Origin of the sequence: Streptomyces uncialis (genome assembly GCF_036250755.1) — a bacterium.
Taxonomy (GTDB): domain Bacteria; phylum Actinomycetota; class Actinomycetes; order Streptomycetales; family Streptomycetaceae; genus Streptomyces; species Streptomyces uncialis.
Genome location: NZ_CP109583.1, coordinates 8117536 through 8138031, shown reverse-complemented (window position 1 = coordinate 8138031; position 20496 = coordinate 8117536). Strand labels below are relative to the sequence as shown.

Here is a 20496-nt window from a genome sequence, read left to right as displayed (position 1 = left end):
AGTGGGCCAGGGCTCAGACGCCCGCCGCCGCGGCCCCCGCGCCCCGGCTCAGCGCGGCCGCCGCGGCGCCCACCAGTCCCGCGTCCGCCCCCATCCGAGCGGGTGCCACCGTGAGGCGCTGGACGAAGGACAGGGCCGCGTAGTCACGCAACGACCTGCGCAGCGGGGCGAACAGCACCTCGCCCGCGTTGGCCACACCGCCGCCGATCACCGCGATGTCGATCTCCACCAGGGTCGCGGTCGCCGCGATCCCGGCGGCGAGCGCCTGCGCGGCCCGCCGGTACGACGCGAGGGCGACCGGGTCACCCGCGCGCGCGGCGACGGCGACGGCCTCGGCGGAGGCGTCCCCGTCCGCGCCGGGGCGCCAGCCGCCCTCCAGCGCGCGGCGGGCGATGTTGGGGCCGCTGGCGATGCGCTCCACACAGCCGCGCGCACCGCACGGACACGGATCGCCGTCGAGGTCGACGCTGATGTGCCCGATGTGCCCGGCATTCCCCGTGGGCCCCGGATGCAGTCGGCCGCCGAGGACCAGCCCGCCGCCCACACCGGTCGACACCACCATGCAGAGCGCGTTGTCATGGCCCCGTGCGGCACCCTGCCAGTGCTCCGCGGCCGTGATCGCGACACCGTCGCCGATCAGCTCCACGGGCAGCCCCCCGGTCGCCGAGGCGACCCGCTCCACCAGCGGATACCGGCGCCACCCGGGGACGTTCACCGGACTGACCGTGCCCGCCACCGCGTCCACCGGTCCCGCGCTGCCGATCCCGACGGCCCGCACCGACGACCACAACGGCGACACCGTCAGCTGTGCGACGACCTCCGTGACGGCCCGCATCACCGTGTCGCCGTCCTCGTGCGCGGGCGTCGGCCGCTGCGCCCGCGTGTGGACACGGCCCCGGTCGTCCACGAGTGCGGCGGCGATCTTTGTCCCGCCGATGTCGAGCGCGGCGACGAGGTCGGTCAGCATCAGTGTGGGATCTCCTGGTGGAAGGGCCGTCCGGAGAAAGCGTGGAACAGTCTCCCTCGCGTCTGACAACGTTGTCCAGGCTCTATGCTCGTCGCCACATCGTCATGCATACCCGGAAAACGTACCCGTACGACAGGACAGGACGCCGCATAGTGGCCGATATAGCCCGCAGAGCCGAGAACCGCTACGGCAACCGTCCGACCATGAAGGACGTCGCCGCGCGCGCAGGAGTCGGTCTCAAGACCGTGTCACGCGTGGTCAACGCGGAGCCGGGGGTCACGGCAGACACGGAGCGACGCGTCCAGGAGGCCATCGACGCACTCGGGTTCCGGCGCAACGACAGCGCGCGGGTACTGCGCAAAGGGCGTACCGCCAGTGTGGGACTCGTCCTGGAGGATCTGGCCGATCCCTTCTACGGTCCGCTGAGCAGGGCCGTCGAGGAGGTGGCCCGCGCGCACGGCGCGCTGCTCATCAACGGCTCCAGCGCGGAGGACCCGGGCCGGGAGCAGGAGTTGGCGCTCGCGCTCTGCGCGCGGCGGGTGGACGGGCTGGTGGTGATCCCCGCCGGGGACGACCACCGGTACCTGGAACCGGAGATCAGGGCCGGGGTCGCCACGGTGTTCGTGGACCGGCCCGCCGGACGTATCGAGGCGGACACCGTGCTGTCGGACAGTTACGGCGGTGCCCGCGCCGGGGTGACGCATCTGATCGCCCACGGGCACCGGCGGATCGGGTTCATCGGCGACCAGCCGCGCATCCACACGGCGGTCGAGCGGCTGCGGGGGTACCGGTCGGCCATGGCCGACGCCGGGATACCGGTCGAGGACGCGTGGATGTCCCTCGGGACGACCGTCCCCGAGCGGGTACGGGTGGCGGCGGAGGCGATGCTGTCGGGCCCCGGAGCGGTGACAGCGGTCTTCGCGGGGAACAACCGGGTGACCGTGACGGTGGTGCGTGTGCTGGCCGAACAGAGCCGTCCGGTCGCCCTGGTCGGCTTCGACGACCTGGAACTGGCGGACCTGCTGGTACCGGGGCTCACGGTGATCGCCCAGGACGCCGCCCAATTGGGACGGACGGCCGCCGAACGGCTGTTCCGTCAGCTCGACGGGGGCTCACGGACCCCGGAACGCATCGAACTGCCGACCCGGCTGATCACCCGGGGGTCCGGCGAGATACCCCCGGCCGACTGACTCCGCGCCGACCCGCAACCCCTCCTCCGGCGTCCCCTCATCCGGTCGGCGCGGTCCGGCGCGGGAACGCGAGCGCTCGCAGGGCCGGGGCGGTGAGTCCGGTCGCCGTCGTGACCTCGGCCTCGTCCAGTGCGCCGCAGTCCGTACCCCGGACCAGGAAGCCGCTGAGGGCACGCGCCGTAGCCGGTTCGTCCAGTACGTCGCCGCCCGTGCGTTCCACATAGGCGCGCAGCCGTTCCGCCGCCCGTACGAACCCCTCCCGGTAGAAGGCGAAGACGGCCGCGTACCGCGTCGGGAGATGACCGGGGTGCATGTCCCAGCCCTGGTGGTACGCGCGGGCCAGGGCCCGCCGGGTCAGCCGGTGGTGCAGCCGCCAGGCCTCGTGGACGCGTGGAGTGGGGCCCACCGGCAGGACGTTGGTGGACCCGTCGGACACCCGTACGCCCGTCCCGGCCGCCGCGACCTGCATGACGGCCTTGGCGTGGTCCGCGGCGGGATGGTCGCTCGACTGGTACGCGGCGGCGACCCCCAGACAGGCGCTGTAGTCGAACGTGCCGTAGTGCAGCCCCGTGACGCGTCCCTCCCCCGCCTGGATCATGCGGGCGACGGTCGCCGTGCCGTCGGCCGCGAGCACGGCCTGGCTGGTCTCGACCTGGATCTCGAACCCGATCCGCGCGGGCAGCGGCCCCCGGGCCCGCTCGAACCCGTCGAGGAGCCGGACCATCGCCGTCACCTGCTCCGGATACGTCACCTTGGGCAGCGTCAGCACGAGTCCGGCGGGCAGCCCCCCGGCGTCCATGAGTCCGGTCAGGAAGATGTCCAGGGTACGGATGGCCCGCTCCCGTACCGGCGCCTCCAGGCACTTCGTCCGGACACCCATGTACGGGGCGGCCGTACCGTCCGCGTACGCCCGCGCCACCAGCCGGGCGGCCCGCGCCGCGGCCTCGTCCTCCTCCGTGTCGGAGCGGGTGCCGTAGCCGTCCTCGAAGTCGATCCGCAGATCCTCGACCGGCTCGCGCTCCAGTTTGGCCAGTACCCGGGTGTGCACCGGCTCCGCCAACTCCCCGGGCAGACCGAGGACCGCCGCCAGGGCGGACGCGTCCGGCGCGTGCTCGTCGAGGAGCTCCCGCGCCAGATCCCCCCACCGCCGGACCGTACCCGCGTCGAACACATCACCCGGTACGTAGACGGTGTGCACCGGCTGCCGGGTGCCCGGGTCCCCCGGGTACGTGCGCGCCAGTCGTACGTCGACCGGGGCGAGCGCCGCGCAGACGGGCCCGGTGACCTCCCGCGTGAGGCTTCTCGCCACGTGCTCGCGCTGCCGCATGCCACGACCTCCCGCGTTCCGCCGTACGCCGGTCCCGTACCGGGACGGTGAAGCTACCCAGCGGTCGTGGGCCGGTAACAACCCCTGGGGGCGTACTCCGTGGGGTACGTGTTCGTGTGGCGGCATGGCCGGGCCCCCGTGACCGGTGGGGGTCGCGGGGGCCGTGGGTGACCGGCAGCCGGATCGGCCAGGGTCGGCCGGACTGTCCGGTCAGGTCGGATCAGGCCGGCCGGGCTGTCCGGGCCGGCCGGGCCGTTCGGGTCGGGCCGGGTTGTTCGGGTCGTGGGTCAGTTCTTGCGGTGGTTGATCTCGTCGGTCAGCTGGGGCAGGACCTTGAACAGGTCACCCACCACACCGAAGTCCACCAGATCGAAGATCGGCGCCTCCGCGTCCTTGTTCACCGCCACGATCGTCTTCGACGTCTGCATCCCCGCCCGGTGCTGGATCGCCCCCGAGATCCCGTTCGCCACATACAACTGCGGCGACACACTCTTCCCCGTCTGACCCACCTGACCCGCATGCGGATACCAGCCCGCGTCCACCGCCGCCCGCGACGCCCCCACCGCACCACCCAGCGCATCCGCCAGAGCCTCCACCACCCCGAAGCCCTCCGCACCCCCCACACCACGACCACCCGACACCACCACAGCAGCCTCCGTCAGCTCCGGACGCCCCGACACCGCCCGCGCCTCCCGCGACACCACCCGCGCCGCCGGACCCCCACCGAACACCACCGCCAACTCCTCCACCGCACCCGCCGCAGCAACCTCCTCCACCGCCGCCGCATTCGGCTTCACCGTCACCACCGGCACCCCCCGCGACACCCGCGACCGCACCGAGAACCCCGCCGCGAACACCGACTGCACCACCACCGGACCCCCCTCCCCCGCCACCACATCCACCGCATCCACCAGCACACCCGAACCCAGCCGCACCGCCAACCGCGCCGCGACCTCCTTGTTCTCCCCCGACGACGGCAACAGCACCGCCACCGGCGACACCACCCCCACCGCCGCCTCCAACGCATCCACCTTCGGCACCACCAACAACTCCGCGAACTCCGAAGCCTCCGACACCAGCACCCTCACCGCACCATGACCACCCAGCACACCCGCCGCACCACCCGCACCCGCACCCACCACCACAGCCACCGGCTCACCCAACCGCCGCGCCACCGCCAGCAACTCCAACGACGGCTTCCGCACCACACCGTCCACCTGATCCACAAAAACCAGAACCTGCGCCACCACAACCACCCAATCCCACAACAGCCGGCCACACCGGCACCCGACAACGAACCAAGAACAACGCAGAACGAACGAAGAGAACGAAGACCGAAGAGAACGAAGACCGAAGGAGGAACGAAGAGGAACCGAGAGGAACCCGCCGCCACCCGGCCACCCGGTCACCCGGTCACCCGCGCAGGGAGAACACCACCCGCACCGGCCCGGACCGGCCTCGGCCCGGACCCCGGCCCCTCCGGGAAGGGGCCCGTCAGATGAACTTCTGACCCGCCAGGAACTCCGCCAACCGGAGCCCGCCGTCACCCTCGTCGGTCACGACCGTCCCCGCCACCCGCGCCGGACGCTCCGTCACCGACTCCACCACCGTCCACGCACCCGCCGAACCCACCGACCCCGCATCCACCCCGAGATCATCCAGATCCCACGACTCCACCGGCTTCTTCTTCGCCGCCATGATCCCCTTGAACGACGGATACCGCGCCTCACCCGACTGATCCGTCACCGACACCACCGCAGGCAACCCCGCCTCCAGCACCTCCGACGCCGCATCCCCGTCACGACGCCCCCGCACCACACCGTCCCGGACGGACACCTCCGACAGCAACGACACCTGAGCCACCCCCAGACGCTCCGCCAGCAACGCCGGAACCACCCCCGCCACCCCATCCGTCGACGCCATCCCGCACACCACCAGATCGAACCCCGCCTTCCCCACCGCCGCCGCCAGCACCAACGACGTCCCCATCACATCCGAACCCTCAACACCCCCGTCCTCCACATGCACCCCACGATCAGCCCCCATCGACAAAGCCTTCCGCACCGCATCCCGCGCATCATCAGGACCCACCGTCACCACCGTCACCTCCGCATCCCCCGACGCCTCAGCAACCCGCAACGCCTGCTCCACCGCATACTCGTCCAACTCCGACAACAAACCGTCCACACCCACACGATCCACCGTCAAATCCCCCGAAAACCCCCACTCACCCGAAGCATCCGGCACATACTTCACACACACGACAATCTTCAGGGTCATACCGAACTCCTTGTTCGTCGTCAGTTCCGGGGCATCGCCCCGCAGGTGCGCAGGCGCGCGGAGCCGCCCGTTCCGGCCGCCTCCGGGTGCACCCGGAGGCGATATTACCGATCAGTAGACTCCTGTCATCCTGCCTGAGCAAGCGCTCGGCCTTGTGACCTTCGCAACGCTCCGTAGTCGCAGCCTTCCCCGGTCGCACGGCCTTCAGACAGCCTCACCGAGCGCGGCGATCACATCGGCGGTACGGGGCTGTCCGGCGGCCCGGCGCACCACACGGCCGTCCGCGTCCAGGACGAGGACCGTCGGTGTCTTGAGGATGCCGAGGGAGCGGACCAGCGCGAGGTGGTCCTCGGCGTCGATCTCGATGTGCCGGACACCCGGCACCATGTCCGCGACCTGTGCGAGCACCCGGCGGGTGGCGTGGCAGGGCCGGCAGAAGGCGCTGGAGAACTGGACGAGTGTGGCCCGCTCCCCGAGGTCCGCACCGAGCGCGGCCGCGTCGAGCCGCGTACCGTCCCCGGGCCCGCGCGCCCACTCCTGCGCGTGTGCACCGTCCACCGTCCACCGTCCTTCTGTTCGGGGGTGTCCGGCGCCGGACACCCCGCCTTCCCCAGGAAGAGCGTGCACCGGTTCGCGGTGATTCCTGACCTGCCTGGTTCCGGACGGAACTTCCGCCGGACGGCGGGTCGCGACGGGGCGGCATACGCCCGCCCGGCGGGGGGAACGGTACATGTCTCCGACGTGACGAGGATCTCGCGCTGCGGGGGCGCCAGGACTGGCCCCCGGTTCGTTCTTCGGGCACGATCTGCGCAGGCCGGAAAACCTACGGCTGCGTAACTTCCCGCCCGGGTTCCCCCTCCCGAGGCAGACAGAAGGGCCTTCCTCGTCCCATGGCAGAGCTTGTGTACCGCCCCGTCATCGGCGTGGCCCTGACGATGTTCAAGGCGCTCGATCTGAAGATCGAGTGCAAGGGTTCGGAGAACATCCCGCGCACCGGTGGCGCGGTTCTGGTCAGCAATCACATCAGCTATCTGGACTTCATCTTCTCGGGGCTCACGGCGCTCCCGCAGAAGCGGCTGGTCCGCTTCATGGCCAAGGACGCCGTCTTCCGGCACAAGGTGTCGGGCCCGCTGATGCGCGGGATGAAGCACATCCCGGTGGACCGCGAGAGCGGCGAGGCCGCGTACCAGCACGCGCTGGAGTCGCTGCGGTCCGGGGAGATCATCGGGGTGTTCCCCGAGGCGACCATCTCGCAGTCGTTCACGCTCAAGAGCTTCAAGTCGGGTGCCGCGCGGCTCGCGCAGGAGGCGGGCGTCCCGCTGGTGCCGATGGCGCTGTGGGGGACACAGCGGCTGTGGACCAAGGGGCGGCCGCGCAACTTCCGGCGGCACCACATCCCGGTCACGATGCGGGTCGGTGAGCCGATGGAGGCCCCCCGCGACCAGTACGCGGGAGCCATCACCCGGCGGGTGCGGGACCAGGTGCAGGAGCTTCTTGAGGCGGCGCAGCGCGCGTACCCGGTACGGCCCAAGGGTGTCGACGACACCTGGTGGATGCCCGCGCACCTCGGTGGCACGGCGCCGACCCCGGAGGCCGTGAAGGCGGCGGAAGCGGGCTGAGAACGCCCCGCCCGCCCCGCCGAACCCCGGCCGACCGACCGACCGGCCAGCCGACTCCACCATTCCCCGCCCGGTCCGCCCGCCGCCGGGGCCGACTCCCAGGTGGGTTCAGGCACCGACCGGCGCGTTGACGGTGATACGGGCGCCGGGGCTGAACTTCTCGATCAGTTCGGCGAGTTCCGCTCCCGCCGCCGCGACCTCGCCGGCCCGCATCGGCGCCAGCCCCTCCAGCAGGAAGAGCGCCGAACGCGACTCCTCGGTGAGCCGGGTACGCGTTCCCTGCCGCCAGTTCCAGCGGCGGCAGGTGACCCCGCTGTCGTCGCACCAGACGACCTCACCCCGCTCGGGGTGCTCGATCACCCGCTCCCCCTCGGCCGCGGTGGGGAACTCCTCGTCGCCCTTCGCGCGGACGAGTCGCATGCCCCCGTGGATACGGTCCGCGTCCTCGCCTCCCACCGGGATCAGATGGGCGACGCTGACGGCGTTGTAGACATCGACGAGCGCGTTGATCCGGGGCAGTCCGGCGTACGAGAGGGCGCGCTTGGCGAGGGCCTCGGCGGAGTTGCGGGTCCGGGCGGGCTTGGCGCCGAACGCGGTGTACGCGGCACGCCAGGCGGCCATGTGCGGGTCCTCGTGCGGCGCGCGGCCTTCGAGACGGACCGCGAGGCGCCGGGCGGCGTCGTCCAGCAGGGCCGAAGTGCCTTCGCTGCTGGGGGTGTTGACGAGCCCTTCGGCCTCGACGGTGACATGGATGAAGCCGGGCGCGAGTGCGCGCACCTCGTCGGACACGGTGAGCGGAATGGTCATCTTCTGCCTTGCCTGCCGTGGGTCGTTGCCGGTGGCGGTGCGGGTCAGAGCGAGCTGGGCAGGGACTGCCACAGCGCGGCCCGGTCCGGTGCGCTCCTCAGGGCGTCCATCACCGCCGGATGCGGTGCAGCATACAATACCGGATAGTCCACCTCACTGAACTCCGCCCGGACGGGAAAGGCCAGCCGTTCATCCTCCGTCGAGAACCGCGCGTCGATGCCCGAGGTGTTGCCCCGGGCATCCTGACGCGCCCAGCGCGGGTGCCCGGGGAGCGCGATCGCCACGAGCCCATGGAGGACCGGGGCGCTGCCGTCGTCCTCCGTGAGGCGCTGGTAGCAGAAGCCCGTCGGGATGCCGCGCGCCCTGAGCAGGGCGGCCAGGGCATGGGACTTGGCGTAGCAGATCCCGGTACGCAGCTCCAGCACGTCCGAGGCGCGCCAGGTGACCCTCATGTCGCCGCTGTCCCGTGAGTGGGGGATCTCGTCCCGGATGTACTCGAAGGCGGCCCGCGCATACTCATACGGCGACAGCGACCCGCCACCCAAGGCGGTCACCGTCTCGCGCACCAGAGGATGCCCATGGTCGACCACCTCATCGGCGGCGAGATAGGCGGACCGGGGCACGTCCTGCTCGATCAGCTGCATACATTCAGCATAGATATACGTTCGACGGAACTTCAATGCATTTGCTGAGCCGTTCCGGGAGCGGGAAGAACACGGACAACGGAAAGGGGCGCGGGGATCCGCTCACCCGCGCCCCTTCCGGGACCTCGCGCCCGCCGCCGCGAACGGCGCGGTGCGCTGCGCTTCGCGCTACCGCGCCATCTCCTCCTTGAGCGCCGCGAGGAATCCGTCGACGTCCTCCTCACGGGTGTCGAACGAGCACATCCAGCGGACGTCGCCGGCCGTCTCGTCCCAGAAGTAGAAGCGGTACCGCTTCTGGAGCCGCTCGCTGACGTCGTGCGGCAGCCGCGCGAACACGGCGTTGGCCTGCACGGGGTACAGGATCTCCACCCCGTGCACCGAGCGGACGCCCTCGGCCAGCCGCTGCGCCATCTCGTTGGCGTGGCGGGCGTTGCGCAGCCACAGGTCCTTGGCGAGCAGCGCTTCGAGCTGCACCGACACGAAGCGCATCTTCGAGGCGAGCTGCATGGACAGCTTGCGCAGATGCTTCATCCTGCGGACCACGTCCGGGTTGAGGACGACGACGGCCTCCCCGAACAGGGCGCCGTTCTTCGTCCCGCCCAGCGACAGCAGATCGACCCCGGCCGCGTTGGTGAAGGTCCGCATCGGGACGTCCAGCGACGCGGCGGCGTTGGCTATCCGGGCGCCGTCGAGGTGGACGACCATGCCCAGATCGTGGGCGTGGTCGCAGATCGCGCGGATCTCGTCGGGTGTGTAGACGGTGCCCAGCTCGGTGTTCTGGGTGATCGAGACGACCTGCGGCATGGCCCGGTGCTCGTCCTCGAAGCCCCAGGCCTGCCGGTCGATCAGCTCGGGGGTGAGCTTGCCGTCCGGGGTGGGGACGGTGAGCAGCTTGAGCCCGCCGACGCGTTCCGGCGCGCCGCCCTCGTCGACGTTGATGTGGGCGCTCTCGGCGCTGATCACCGCGCCCCAGCGGTCGGTGACGGCCTGGAGCGCGACGACGTTGGCGCCGGTCCCGTTGAAGACGGGGAACGCCTCGGCACGGGCGCCGAAGTGGCCGCGGATGATTCGCTGGAGGTTCTCGGTGTAGTCGTCCTCGCCGTAGGCGACCTGATGGCCGCCGTTGGCGAGGGTGATGGCCGCGAGGACCTCCGGGTGGGCGCCCGCGTAGTTGTCGCTGGCGAAGCCGCGCACGTCCGGGTCGTGGTGACGTCGCGCGTCGGTCCTGGGAGGGTTCACGGCTTCTCGGTGAGCCACAGACGGTTTCCGTTCACATCGCCGGCGGGTCGCTCCCAGACTCCGGCGGCGGCCTCGGCCAGGTCCGCCACGTCGGTGAAGCCCGCGAACTTCGCGCTCGGTCGCTCGGCGCGCATCGCGTCGTGGACCAGCGCCTTGACCACCAGGATCGCAGCCGCCGCGGCGGGGCCGTCGTCGCCCCCGGCCTTGCGGAAGTCGTCGGCGAGGGCGAGCGTCCATGCCTCGGCGGCGGCCTTGGACGCCGCGTAGGCGGCGTTCCCGGCGGTCGGCTTGCTCGCGCCGGCCGCGCTGATGAGCAGATAGCGGCCCCGGTCGCTGCGCTTCAGGGGCTCCGCGAAGGCCAGCGAGGTGTGCTGGACGGTGCGGATGAGGAGCTTTTCGAGCAGGTCCCAGTCGGCGAGGTCGGTGTCCGCGAAGGAGGGACTGCCGCGCCAGCCGCCGACCAGGTGGATCAGGCCGTCGACGCGTCCGAAGTCCTTCTCGATCCGGTCGGCCCACTCCCGGGTCGCCCGCAGGTCGAGGAGGTCGACGGTGTCGCCGATGACGGTGGACCCGCCGTGCGCGTAGCGCGCCGCGTCGACCGCTTCGGCGAGCCGCTCGGCGTCGGCGTCGGAGCCGATCACCGTGGCTCCGGCCTCGGCCAGGCGCAGCAGTGTCGCCCGGCCCGCCGGGCCGGCCGCGCCGGCGACCGCGATCACCGCACCGTTCAGCGTGTCCTTGCCGTCCATCGTGCTCACCTCCGGGCTGCCCTCGGGGCTCACGCGGCCACCTCGGTGGAGTCGGTGCCCGTGCCGGGCGTGGCCGCGGTGATGCCCTTGGTCGAGGCGATCACGTTCTTGAGCTTCTTGGCAAGCGCCTCATAGAACATGCTCAGGGGAAACTCGTCCGGAAGCACGTCGTCCACGAGTTTGCGGGGCGGCAGCGTCAGATCGAGGGCGTCGGGGCCCTTGGCCCAGCGGGAGCCGGGGTGCGGGGCGAGGTAGGTCGACACCAGCTCGTACCCGGCGAACCAGTGGACGAGCTTGGGGCGGTCGATGCCGTCGCGGTACAGCCGCTCGATGTCGGCGCAGAGCTGGTTGGTGACCTGCGGGGCGCGGTCCCAGTCGATGTGGAGCTTGTTGTCGGTCCAGCGGACGACGTCGTGCTTGTGCAGGTAGGCGAAGAGGAGCTGGCCGCCGAGCCCGTCGTAGTTGCGTACGCGCTCACCGGTGACCGGGAAGCGGAACATCCGGTCGAACAGCACGGCGAACTGCACGTCACGGCCCTGCGGGAAGCCGTCGGCCTCCAGCTTCACGGCCTCCTTGAAGGCGGTGAGGTCGCAGCGCAGCTCCTCCAGGCCGTACATCCAGAACGGCTGGCGCTGCTTGATCATGAACGGGTCGAAGGGCAGGTCGCCGTGGCTGTGGGTGCGGTCGTGGACCATGTCCCACAGGACGAAGGCCTGCTCGCAGCGGTCCTGGTCGCCGACCATCTGCTGGATGTCGTCGGGCAGCTCCAGACCGAGGATGCCGACGGAGGCGTCGGTGACACGCCGGAACCGGGCGGCCTCGCGGTCGCAGAAGATCCCGCCCCAGGTGAACCGCTCGGGGGCCTCGCGGACGGCGATCGTCTCGGGGAAGAGGACCGCGGAGTTGGTGTCGTACCCGGGGGTGAAGTCCTCGAAGGTGATCCCGCAGAACAGCGGGTTGTCGTACCGGGTGCGCTCCAGCTCGGCGAGCCAGTCGGGCCACACCATGCGCAGGACGACCGCTTCGAGATTGCGGTCCAGATTGCCGTTCTGCGTGTACATGGGGAAGACGACCAGGTGCTGGAGTCCGTCCTCGCGGTGCGCGGCGGGCTGGAAGGCCAGCAGCGAGTCGAGGAAGTCCGGGACCTCGAAGCCGCCGGCGGCCCAGCGGCGCAGATCGGCCGCGAGGGCCGTGTGGTACGCGGCGTTGTGGGGCAGCAGCGGGGCGAGGTCGCCGAGGGCGTCCACGACGCGCTCCACGACGGCGGTGGCCCGGGCGAGGTCGGGGGTGTGGTCGGCGCCGAGGTCGATCGAGCCGTCCTTGGACTGCCAGGGCCTGATCTCTTCCACGGCAGCCTTGAGCAGGGGCCAGGAAGGGTGGTCGATCACCCGCTCCGACGGAGAAACCCGCCCCCCGGAACCCATCCGCACAAGAACATCCGTCATTTCTCACCCTCCACGGGAAAACCTTGCGTTATGCCACCGTAAGCGGGCAAGGATCTCTACAGCAAGACGAGGGGCCGGAAAATCTCCTGCCCCGCTCCACCCACACCGCTCTTTTTCCCGTGATAGCCCGTCCGAACCCGGGATGAACATCACACGGACGAACCGGGGCAGCCTCCCGTCCAGGGGGCGGGACCACCGACCAGGGGGCGTGAAGGGAGGCGCACCGGCCTCGGGAGCCGCCGGGCGGAGGAACACAACCAGCCGCGCCCGCCCACGGCCCTTCCCACATCCCAGGAGACGATTAGGCTGCGCCCTGCCCGCGCGGGGCACGCGGACACCGCCCGGCGACCCGTACGGGGACCCGCTGTCGACGGAAGCGAGTACACGTTGAACTTCCTCACCATCGGCCATCGCGGAATCATGGGCGTCGAGCCCGAGAACACCCTCAGGTCCTTCGTCGCCGCCGAGCTCGCGGGCCTCGACGTCATCGAACTGGACCTCCACCTCAGCAAGGACGGCGCGCTCGTCGTCATGCACGACGCCGATGTCGACCGGACCACCGACGGCAGCGGTCCCATCGCGGACCGGACCCTCGCCCAGCTCCGCACCCTGGACGCCGGACGCGGCGAACGCGTCCCGGTGTTCGAGGAGGTCCTGGACGCGGTACGGGCCCCCCTCCAGGCCGAGATCAAGGACATCGCGGCGGCCCGCGCGCTCGCCGATGTGATGCACGCCCGCAACCTGGTCCCGCGCGTGGAGGTGCTGTCCTTCCACGACGCGGCCCTCGCGGAGATCTCCCGGCTGGTGCCGGACGCGCGCACCGCCCTGGTGGCCAGCCGCTACGGCCTCGACGTGGTGGACCGGGCGACCGCCGTCGGCGCCGGGACCCTGGTGCTGAACATCCGCCGGCTCACCCTCGAACTGGTGGAACGCGCGCGCAAGGCCGATCTGCGGATCATCGGGTGGGTCGTCAACACCCAGGACCAGCTGCGGCTGGTACGCGCCCTCGGGCTCGACGGCGCGACGACGGACCATCCGGAGATCAAGCGGACCGCCCGCTTCACCGCCTGACCCGCCCGCCCTGCCCGACCCGCCCTGCCTGACCCACCCCGTCCACCACCGCGTCCGGCCCGTCCACCGCCGCGCCCCACCCGGTCCGCGGCGCCCGGCACGTCCCGGCCGCCCGTCCGTCCCACCGGGCCCGGCGCCCCGTCCCCGCGCCCGTCCCCGGCGATCCCGCGGGCTCTCCGCCGCGTCCCGCGAACACCCCGGCCGGGGGGTGTGACGAGTTCCCCCGCGCCGCGCTGAACACGTGCGCCCCGGCATCCGTTGTTGGGGACGAAGGCTCGGTGCGGAAGCGGTCGCACGGTCCCCAGGGGCCGGGCCCGCGTCCCGCACCGGCCACCCGGCCCCGGGCTGCGCACCCCCGCAGCCGGTCCGACCCCGGGCCGGGCGGAAGAACCGCATGCCCGAAGGGACACAGCCACATGACCGCATCCCGGCCGCCCCGCGACCGCGTTCTCGTCCGTGACACCGCCTTTCCGGGTGCCGCGTGCATCGGCCACGAACCCGAGCTGTTCTTCCCCCGTGGGGAGTCGGAACGCTGGGAGCACTCCATCGAGCAGGCGAAACGCATCTGCGGCGGCTGCGCCGTACGCGTCGACTGTCTGCGGCACGCCGTCGACAACTGCGAGTCCGACGGGGTGTGGGGCGGTCTCACACCGTCGGAACGCCGCCGGTTCCGGCGCGCCCTGCGCACCCTGTACGGCGCGGACGACTCCCTGGTGCGGCGGCTGCTGACCGGTGAGCGGCTGGTCGTCACACCGGAGCATCTGGGTTCGGTGGTCTGGCAGTTGGCCTGGCACGGCTGGCGCGTCGAACGGATCTGTCTGGCGACGGCGGTGCCCCGCCCCCGGGTCCGCCGGTCCCTCGCGGCGGCCCAGTCCGCCGCCGACTTCCTGCGGGCCGCCGGTATCGACCCCCGCCCCCGCTCCACCCGGATCACCCTCACGGAGACCCCCGGCCGGGGTGCGGACCGCGCGGGCCCGTGCCCGGAGGGCAGCCGACAGGTGGCCTGATCCACCTTGCGTGAGCTGCCGCACTCGGGCCGCGAGCCGCTGCCCGAGCGGGCCATGGAGCGGACCCCTGGCTGTTCCCGCTGACCGCGCGCCCCCGCGCACTCCCCCTCGCACACCTGTGCGCTCACCCCCGCCCGCTTCCCCCGCCGGACCGGTGGGCAGCCATGCCCCGGGGGCACCGGACAGGGAGGTGGGCGGTGCACACACCGGGGGCGGCCGGATGGCTGCTGGTCGTGCTCTGCGCGCTGAGCGGGGGCTACTGCCTGTTACGGATGCGGAGCGGGGTCGAGGCACAGCGCCGGGCGGCGGGGGGCGAGGCGCTGATGGGGTTCGGGATGGCCGCCATGGCCCTGCCCGCCGCGCTGGTGCCCGCGCAGCGGGCCGTGTGGCTGGCCGGGGCGGCGCTCTTCACCGTGGCGGGGGCCCGGGCCCTGTGGGAGTCCAGAGCGGGCGCCCACCATCTGCATCATCTGGTGGGCGCGGTCGCGATGGTCCATATGTCGGTGGCGATGGCGTCGGCGGACGGGCACGGCACGGCGGGCACCTCGCCGCTGACCGCCGTACTGTTCGGCTACTTCACCGGGTACGTGCTGTGGGCGGGCGCGCGGCTGATACCGGCCGGGGCGGCCGTACCGGTCCCGGCGGCAGGCCACCCGGCCGGGCGGCCGACGGCTCCGGCGGGCGCGGCGGGTCCGCCGGGCGGGGCACGGATCGGCTGGGGCGACCGGCCCGAGCTGACACGGGCGTGCAGACTCTCGATGGGGGTCGCGATGGTCGCGATGCTGCTGACCGTCTGACTCCCGCGGGGCCACCGGGCGGCGAGCCGTAAACGTGGCCTGCGTCACTTGCGGCGATCACCGGTATCGCGGGGTCCCGCACCCCTCATAAGCTGGGGTGATGACGGTATCCGTGGCACTGCTGCTGCTCGGCGCGCTTACCGCTGTGCTCGCCCCGCGACTGCTCGCGCGAGCGGACTGGCCCGAACGCGAACCTGTCGTCGCGCTCTGGCTCTGGCAGTGCGTGGTGGCGGCGGTCCTGCTGTGCTGCGCGCTGTCGATGGCGCTGAGCGCGGCGGCGGCCTGGCAGGCGGTACGCGGGCGGCTGTTCGCACCGGCGCCGACCCGGGTCATCGAGGCGTACGCGTTCGGTCCCTCCGGCCCCTGGGCGGCGACGACCGCGCTGCTGCTGGCGTGCGGCGGGGTGTGGACCGCAGCGATGCTGGCCCGGGAGATCCGTCTCACCCGCGCGGCCCGCCGGACACGCCGCGCCGAACTCCAGGTCCGCGCACCGCTGCTGCCCGGCGAGGAGCCCGGCAGCGACCGGCTCGTCGTCCTGGAGGGCGAGCGGCCCGACGCCTGGTGGCTGCCCGGGGCCGCACCGCGGCTGGTCATCACCACGGCCGCGCTGCGCCGTCTCAAGGGCAGGCAGCTAGACGCCGTCCTCGCCCATGAGCAGGGTCACGCCGAGGCGCGCCACGACTGGCTGCTGCACTCGTCGGCCGCGCTCGCCAACGGGTTCCCGCAGGTGCCGGTGTTCGCCGCGTTCCGTGCCCAGATGCACCGGCTGGTGGAGCTGGCCGCCGACGATGTCGCCTCCCGCCGCTTCGGACGGCTGACGATCGCCCTCGCCCTGGTCGAACTCAACGAGGACCGCGGGGTGTTCGGCCGCCCCTGCCCCACCCCGCACGGCCATGTCCCGCAGCGGGTGCACCGGCTGCTCGCCCCACCGCGCCGTCTCACCCCGGCCCGCCGGCTCCGGCTGACCGCGGCGGCCGCGCTCGTCCCGGTGGTCCCGGTCCTGATCGCCTTCGTCCCGGGCCTGCACGCCCTGCGCTGACACCGGGGGCCCGCACCCTGCGGCGGCACCCGGGTGCCCGCATGGCTCGCGCCGACCAACGGAGGGCTGGACCACCCTGCGCTCACACCGGGGCCGCACACCCCGCGTCGGCCATCGGGGCCCGCGCCCTCGCCGACCACCGGAGGCCCGCGCACCCCGCGCCGCCACCGGACCCGCCCCACCCGTCCCGCCGAGCCCCGCGACCGCCCCGGACGCCGGACTCACCGCCCCCCGGACCCCGGGCTCACCGTCCACCCGGGCCGTCGTACCCGGGCCGTCGCCCCCGGCCACCGCACCCCACCACGGCGTCCCGCCACCGCCACCGCCGGGGGAGCGTCGAACCAGCCGCCGCAGGGCCGTCCACCGGCCTAACACGGACCCGACCGCTGTGGATCTCCTCACCCGGATGGCTGCGACCGGCCAGGTCGGGAAGGATCACCCCATGCAAACGGTGTCCCCCTCCTCCCCACCCCGCCCCCCGCGTCCGGCGGGCGCGCGCGCCCCACGCGCCGCGCTCGTCCTCTTCGGCCTCGCGGCGCTGCTGCTGGCCCTGGTGGCGGCCCGCTGGAGTCCGCTCATGGACCTCGACGGCCGTATCGCCCGCACGACCCACCGCTGGGCGGTCGCCGAACCGGGCCTCACCCACGCCAACCGCATCCTCACCGACTGGATCTGGGACCCCTGGGCGATGCGCCTGCTGCTCGCCGTCGTGGTGCTGTGGCTGCTGCGGCGCCGGGAGGTGCGGCTCGCGTGCTGGCTGGTGGCGACCAGCCTCGTCGGGACGCTGCTCCAGCAGTCCCTCAAGGCGGCGGTCGGCCGGGAGCGCCCCAGCTGGCCGGACCCGGTCGACTCCGCGCACTTCAACGCGTTCCCGTCGGGCCACGCCCTGACGGCGACCGTCGTCAGCGGACTGGTGCTGTGGGTACTGCTCCGGCACGGCGTGGCACCCGCTCTGTGGCGTACGGCGGTGGCCCTGGCGGTGGTGTCGGTGCTCGGCGCGGGGCTGACCCGGATCTGGCTCGGTGTGCACTGGCCGTCGGACGTACTGGAGGGCTGGCTGCTGGGCGCCCTGATGGTCACCCTCGCGATCGTGTCGTACGAGCGGACAGGCGGGCGTCCTGGCCGCGACCGGACGGACACGGCAGAGGCAGACACGGCCCGGCGGGACACCGCCCGGCCGGACACGGCTCCCTGAGCCGGACGGACCCGGCCCACGCGGCTTCCCGGGCGGTGCCGTCGGCACCGCCGCGGGTCAGGACTGGTAGCCCTCGACCTGCGAGGAGGGGCGGACCGCCGCCTCGTCGGGGTTCTCCCCGAACTCCGTCTTGGCCCGCCGCTGGCGCAGCAGGTCCCAGCACTGGTCCAGCTCGCGTTCGAGCGCGGAGAGGCGGGAACGTTCCGTGTCGCCGTCGGTGCCGGTGCTCGCGAGGGAGTCCCGCAGCCGCCGTTCGTCCTCGACCATCGCCGTGATCCGCGTCAGGATCTCTCGCTGATCCATGTCGTCGCCTCCTCGGCCTCGGCCCCACTGTAGGGACCGGCCGGGCGTCCCGCGAGAAGAAGACCGACGGCCGGACCCCGTGGGGTCCGGCCGGATGGTGCGGGCACCGTGCGCATGGACGCTCCCCCGCTGCGCCCATGCGCACGGCGGCAGCGGCACAGATCCCACGAAGGGTTCCGTGCCGACCGCTCTGAGTATATTGGCTTGGAGCCAGTCAACGCAGGAGTACAGGATGTCCCCGCGCAGCCCATCGGTCAATGAAGAGTTGCGCCGACGCAGTCGTGAGCGACTGTTGCGGGCCACTGTGGAGCTGGTCGGCGAGCGGGGGTACGAGGCGACGAAGCTCTCCGACATCGCCGATCGCGCGGGTACGGCGCGGGGGCTGGTGTCGTACTACTTCCCGGGCAAGCGCCAGCTGCTCCAGTCCGCGGTGCACCGGCTGATGCATCTGACGCTCGCGCAGGCCCTGGAGCGGGAGCCCCGGACGGACGACGGACAGGAGCGGATGGCCCGTGCGATCGACGCGGTCCTCGGGCTCGCCCGGGACCGTCCGGTGCTGATGCGCACCCATATGGCGGGCATTCTCCAGGCGGAGGGCTTCGTCCGCTGCGAGGAGCAGCAGCGGCTGGCGGAACTCCTGCGGGACACCGTCGAGCGGTACGGGTCGCCCGCGCCGGACGTGGACTATCCGCTGTTGCGGGCGCAGCTCATGGGTTCGGTCTTCGCGGTGCTGCTGCCCGGCGCCGGGATGTCGGCCGAGGTGCTGCGGGCGGAGCTGTTCCACCGTTACGAGCTGGCGTGGGAACTCGGTGTGCCGCCCGCCGGGGGTCCGCCGCGGGTGGGCGCCGGGCGTCCGGAGAACTTCTCCCCGCTGTTCGGGCCGGGTCGGTGCGGGCAGGACGAGGCGTCGCGGCCGTGATCCGGCCGTAGCCCGTACGCGGGCCCCGTGCGCAGCCGTGGCCGGGCGTGGTCCGGTCGCGGGGCGGGCGGTCCGGGCGCAGAGGTGCCCCCGCCCGTGGCACAGGTCGTGCGGGGCGGGGGCGTTGTCGTGCGGGTGGTGCCCGGACGGGTCACCGGTGGTGGGCGGGCGGGCCGCTCACCGTGGCCGGTGGATCGGCCGGGCACCTGGGGGGGGACGGGTCAGTCGTCCCAGCGGTCGTCGTCCCAGTCGTTGTCGAAGTAGTCGGGCTGGGTCTGGACGTTCAGTTCGTGCAGCCGGACCTTCTTGGCGGGATCGGTGCGGCGGTCGTTGAGCTTCAGTACGTCGAAGCCCTTGGCCATGTCGTTCGAGTAGATGTAGCCGTTGTAGTAGTACGCCGACCAGGATCCGCCGCCGACCAGGGTGGTCGTGCTGATCGGACCGCGCTCGAAGTAGCCGATCTCCTTGGGGCGCGAGGAGTTGGTGAAGTCCCAGACGGAGATACCGCCCTGGTACCACGCCTGGACCATCAGGTCCTTGCCGCGGACCGGGATGACCGAGCCGTTGTGGGCGACGCAGTTCTCGGTGCTGGCCTGGTGGCGCGGGATCTTGAAGTAGCTGCGGAACTCAAGCTTGCTCTTGTCGCCGCGGCCGACGATGTCGTAGATGCCGTTGGCGCCGCGGTTCGGGCCGACCTCGGCGTTGCAGGTCGCGGAGCCGCCGCCACCGAGCTCGTCGGTGAAGACGATCTTCTTTGCGCCCTGGTTGAAGGTCGCGGAGTGCCAGAACGCGAAGTTCACGTTGTCCTGGACCCTGTCGATGACCTTCGGGCGTTCCGGGTCCTTGATCGAGAACAGGATGCCGTCGCCCATGCACGCGCCGGCGGCCAGGTCCTTCGAGGGCAGGACGGTGATGTCGTGGCAGCCGGTCGTCTTGGAGACACCCGGGTTGGTGGGCCCGCCCGGGTTGCCGCCGCCGTCGGGACCCTCACCGGGGAAGAGCACGGGGAAGCCCACGACCGCCGCGTTCTGCGGGGCCTTCTTGGGCACCTTGATGACCGAGATGCCGTCGTGCGGCGGCTGGCAGTCGGGGAACGCCGCGAGCGGCGAGTACGAGGAGACGTACACGTAGACGTTCTTGCGGTCCGGCACCAGGGTGTGGGTGTGCGAACCGCAGGCCGTCTCCACCGCGGACACGTACTTCGGGTTGCGCTTGTCGCTGATGTCGAAGACCTTCATGCCCTCCCACGAGTCCTTGTTGGTCGCGGACTGGGAGGTGCTGGCACAGGAGTTGTCGCTGCGGGACGAGTCGGTCGACAGGAACAGCAGGTTCCCGGAGACCGAGATGTCGTTCTGGGAACCCGGGCACAGCACCTGGGAGACGGTCTTCGGCGCCTTCGGGTTGCTGATGTCGAAGATGCGGAAGCCGTCGTAGTTGCCGGCGAACGCGTACTTGCCCTGGAAGGCGAGGTCCGAGTTGGTGCCGGGCAGGGCGTCCTTGGGGATGTTCGCCAGGTGCTCGATGTTGTCCGAGTGGACGATCTCGTCCTGGCCGGGTATCTCCCCGTTGGCTATGGCCCGCTTGGCGTCGCGGACCTCGCTCTGGGAGACCCGTTCGGGGCTCGCCGGGTTGTCCCCGGGGTCGGGGGTCGCCCCGGCGGGTCCGGCGGTGATCAGTGCGGCGAGCAGACCGGCCGCCGCGGCGGCGACTCCCAGGCGTCTGCGCCGTGTTCGGGGGTTGTTCGACAGGGTCACTGCGTCCTCCCTCTGCGCCGTTCACGGTTGGAACGGTTCACGGACACCCGAAGTATCGTCTTCCTCATGCTCATATCAATAGAGGGCAACGTAATCGTCATAAAGGTTTTTGATCACCGGTCCATGAAGGGGTGCTAAGACGGACAC

20 protein-coding genes are annotated in these 20496 nt (G+C 71.9%); 8 read left to right on the top strand and 12 right to left on the bottom strand.

Features of this window, described 5'->3' with window-relative positions:
* Positions 1-13 precede the first annotated feature (13 nt).
* On the bottom strand, positions 14-967 hold the full coding sequence (locus OG711_RS34165) for an ROK family protein (RefSeq protein ID WP_329562462.1): 954 nt from the start codon (positions 965-967) through the stop codon (positions 14-16).
* A 104-nt stretch (positions 968-1071) separates the two neighbouring features.
* Between OG711_RS34165 and OG711_RS34160 the strand changes: the two genes are divergently transcribed.
* Positions 1072-2157 (top strand): LacI family DNA-binding transcriptional regulator, encoded by a 1086-nt coding sequence (locus OG711_RS34160; protein ID WP_329562460.1) that lies wholly within the window; start codon positions 1072-1074, stop codon positions 2155-2157.
* Between the two features lie 37 nt (positions 2158-2194).
* Here the strand turns inward: OG711_RS34160 and OG711_RS34155 are convergent, their stop codons facing one another.
* From OG711_RS34155 to OG711_RS34140, 4 genes are all read right to left on the bottom strand, one after another.
* Positions 2195-3484, bottom strand: a complete 1290-nt coding sequence (locus OG711_RS34155; protein ID WP_329562458.1) for a DUF6986 family protein — start codon at positions 3482-3484, stop codon at positions 2195-2197.
* Between the two features lie 287 nt (positions 3485-3771).
* On the bottom strand, positions 3772-4731 hold the full coding sequence (locus OG711_RS34150; RefSeq protein WP_266507918.1) for an electron transfer flavoprotein subunit alpha/FixB family protein: 960 nt from the start codon (positions 4729-4731) through the stop codon (positions 3772-3774).
* Between the two features lie 247 nt (positions 4732-4978).
* Positions 4979-5764: an electron transfer flavoprotein subunit beta/FixA family protein gene (locus tag OG711_RS34145; RefSeq protein ID WP_329562455.1), complete on the bottom strand. Its 786-nt coding sequence runs from the start codon at positions 5762-5764 to the stop codon at positions 4979-4981.
* Between the two features lie 204 nt (positions 5765-5968).
* A complete protein-coding gene (locus OG711_RS34140; RefSeq protein ID WP_329562453.1) occupies positions 5969-6322 on the bottom strand; it encodes a TlpA family protein disulfide reductase in 354 nt (117 codons plus the stop codon).
* A gap of 332 nt (positions 6323-6654) precedes the next feature.
* Between OG711_RS34140 and OG711_RS34135 the strand changes: the two genes are divergently transcribed.
* Entirely contained in the window at positions 6655-7383 is a 729-nt protein-coding gene (locus tag OG711_RS34135) for a lysophospholipid acyltransferase family protein (protein WP_073794493.1), read from the top strand.
* A 108-nt stretch (positions 7384-7491) separates the two neighbouring features.
* Here OG711_RS34135 and OG711_RS34130 read toward each other — a convergent pair whose 3' ends face one another.
* The 5 genes from OG711_RS34130 to OG711_RS34110 all read right to left on the bottom strand — a co-directional run bounded on the left by OG711_RS34130 (position 7492) and on the right by OG711_RS34110 (position 12264).
* Positions 7492-8190, bottom strand: a complete 699-nt coding sequence (locus OG711_RS34130) for a B3/B4 domain-containing protein (protein WP_266512487.1) — start codon at positions 8188-8190, stop codon at positions 7492-7494.
* Positions 8191-8234: 44 nt separating this feature from the next.
* The gene (locus OG711_RS34125; protein WP_329562449.1) at positions 8235-8834 is read right to left on the bottom strand and encodes a transglutaminase-like domain-containing protein; all 600 of its coding nucleotides are present in this window, start codon (positions 8832-8834) and stop codon (positions 8235-8237) included.
* Positions 8835-9002: 168 nt separating this feature from the next.
* Positions 9003-10073: a threonine aldolase family protein gene (locus OG711_RS34120; RefSeq protein WP_266512494.1), complete on the bottom strand. Its 1071-nt coding sequence runs from the start codon at positions 10071-10073 to the stop codon at positions 9003-9005.
* Positions 10070-10819, bottom strand: a complete 750-nt coding sequence (locus OG711_RS34115) for an SDR family NAD(P)-dependent oxidoreductase (protein ID WP_073795029.1) — start codon at positions 10817-10819, stop codon at positions 10070-10072. Before OG711_RS34115 ends, OG711_RS34120 begins: the two co-directional genes overlap by 4 nt.
* Positions 10820-10848: 29 nt before the next feature.
* Entirely contained in the window at positions 10849-12264 is a 1416-nt protein-coding gene (locus OG711_RS34110; protein WP_266512497.1) for a DUF6421 family protein, read from the bottom strand.
* A gap of 387 nt (positions 12265-12651) precedes the next feature.
* On the opposite strand from OG711_RS34110, the gene OG711_RS34105 reads away from it, so the two are divergent.
* From OG711_RS34105 to OG711_RS34085, 5 genes are all read left to right on the top strand, one after another.
* Positions 12652-13335 (top strand): glycerophosphodiester phosphodiesterase, encoded by a 684-nt coding sequence (locus OG711_RS34105; protein WP_266512502.1) that lies wholly within the window; start codon positions 12652-12654, stop codon positions 13333-13335.
* A gap of 416 nt (positions 13336-13751) precedes the next feature.
* The gene (locus OG711_RS34100) at positions 13752-14342 is read left to right on the top strand and encodes a WhiB family transcriptional regulator (RefSeq protein WP_329562444.1); all 591 of its coding nucleotides are present in this window, start codon (positions 13752-13754) and stop codon (positions 14340-14342) included.
* Positions 14343-14539: 197 nt separating this feature from the next.
* Positions 14540-15139, top strand: coding sequence for a DUF5134 domain-containing protein (locus OG711_RS34095; protein WP_266512508.1), 600 nt, complete (start codon positions 14540-14542; stop codon positions 15137-15139).
* A gap of 100 nt (positions 15140-15239) precedes the next feature.
* Entirely contained in the window at positions 15240-16178 is a 939-nt protein-coding gene (locus OG711_RS34090; protein WP_329562442.1) for a M56 family metallopeptidase, read from the top strand.
* A gap of 442 nt (positions 16179-16620) precedes the next feature.
* Positions 16621-17373 carry a phosphatase PAP2 family protein gene (locus OG711_RS34085; RefSeq protein ID WP_079185150.1) on the top strand — a complete coding sequence of 251 codons (753 nt, stop codon included), beginning with the start codon at positions 16621-16623 and terminating at the stop codon, positions 17371-17373.
* Between the two features lie 57 nt (positions 17374-17430).
* Here OG711_RS34085 and OG711_RS34080 read toward each other — a convergent pair whose 3' ends face one another.
* On the bottom strand, positions 17431-17676 hold the full coding sequence (locus tag OG711_RS34080; protein ID WP_073794519.1) for a DUF2630 family protein: 246 nt from the start codon (positions 17674-17676) through the stop codon (positions 17431-17433).
* Positions 17677-17908: 232 nt separating this feature from the next.
* Here OG711_RS34080 and OG711_RS34075 point away from each other — a divergent pair, with 232 nt between their 5' ends.
* Positions 17909-18595, top strand: a complete 687-nt coding sequence (locus tag OG711_RS34075) for a TetR/AcrR family transcriptional regulator (RefSeq protein WP_329562439.1) — start codon at positions 17909-17911, stop codon at positions 18593-18595.
* A gap of 221 nt (positions 18596-18816) precedes the next feature.
* On the opposite strand, the gene OG711_RS34070 is transcribed toward OG711_RS34075, so the two are convergent.
* Positions 18817-20349 (bottom strand): LVIVD repeat-containing protein, encoded by a 1533-nt coding sequence (locus OG711_RS34070; RefSeq protein ID WP_329562437.1) that lies wholly within the window; start codon positions 20347-20349, stop codon positions 18817-18819.
* Positions 20350-20496 lie beyond the last annotated feature (147 nt).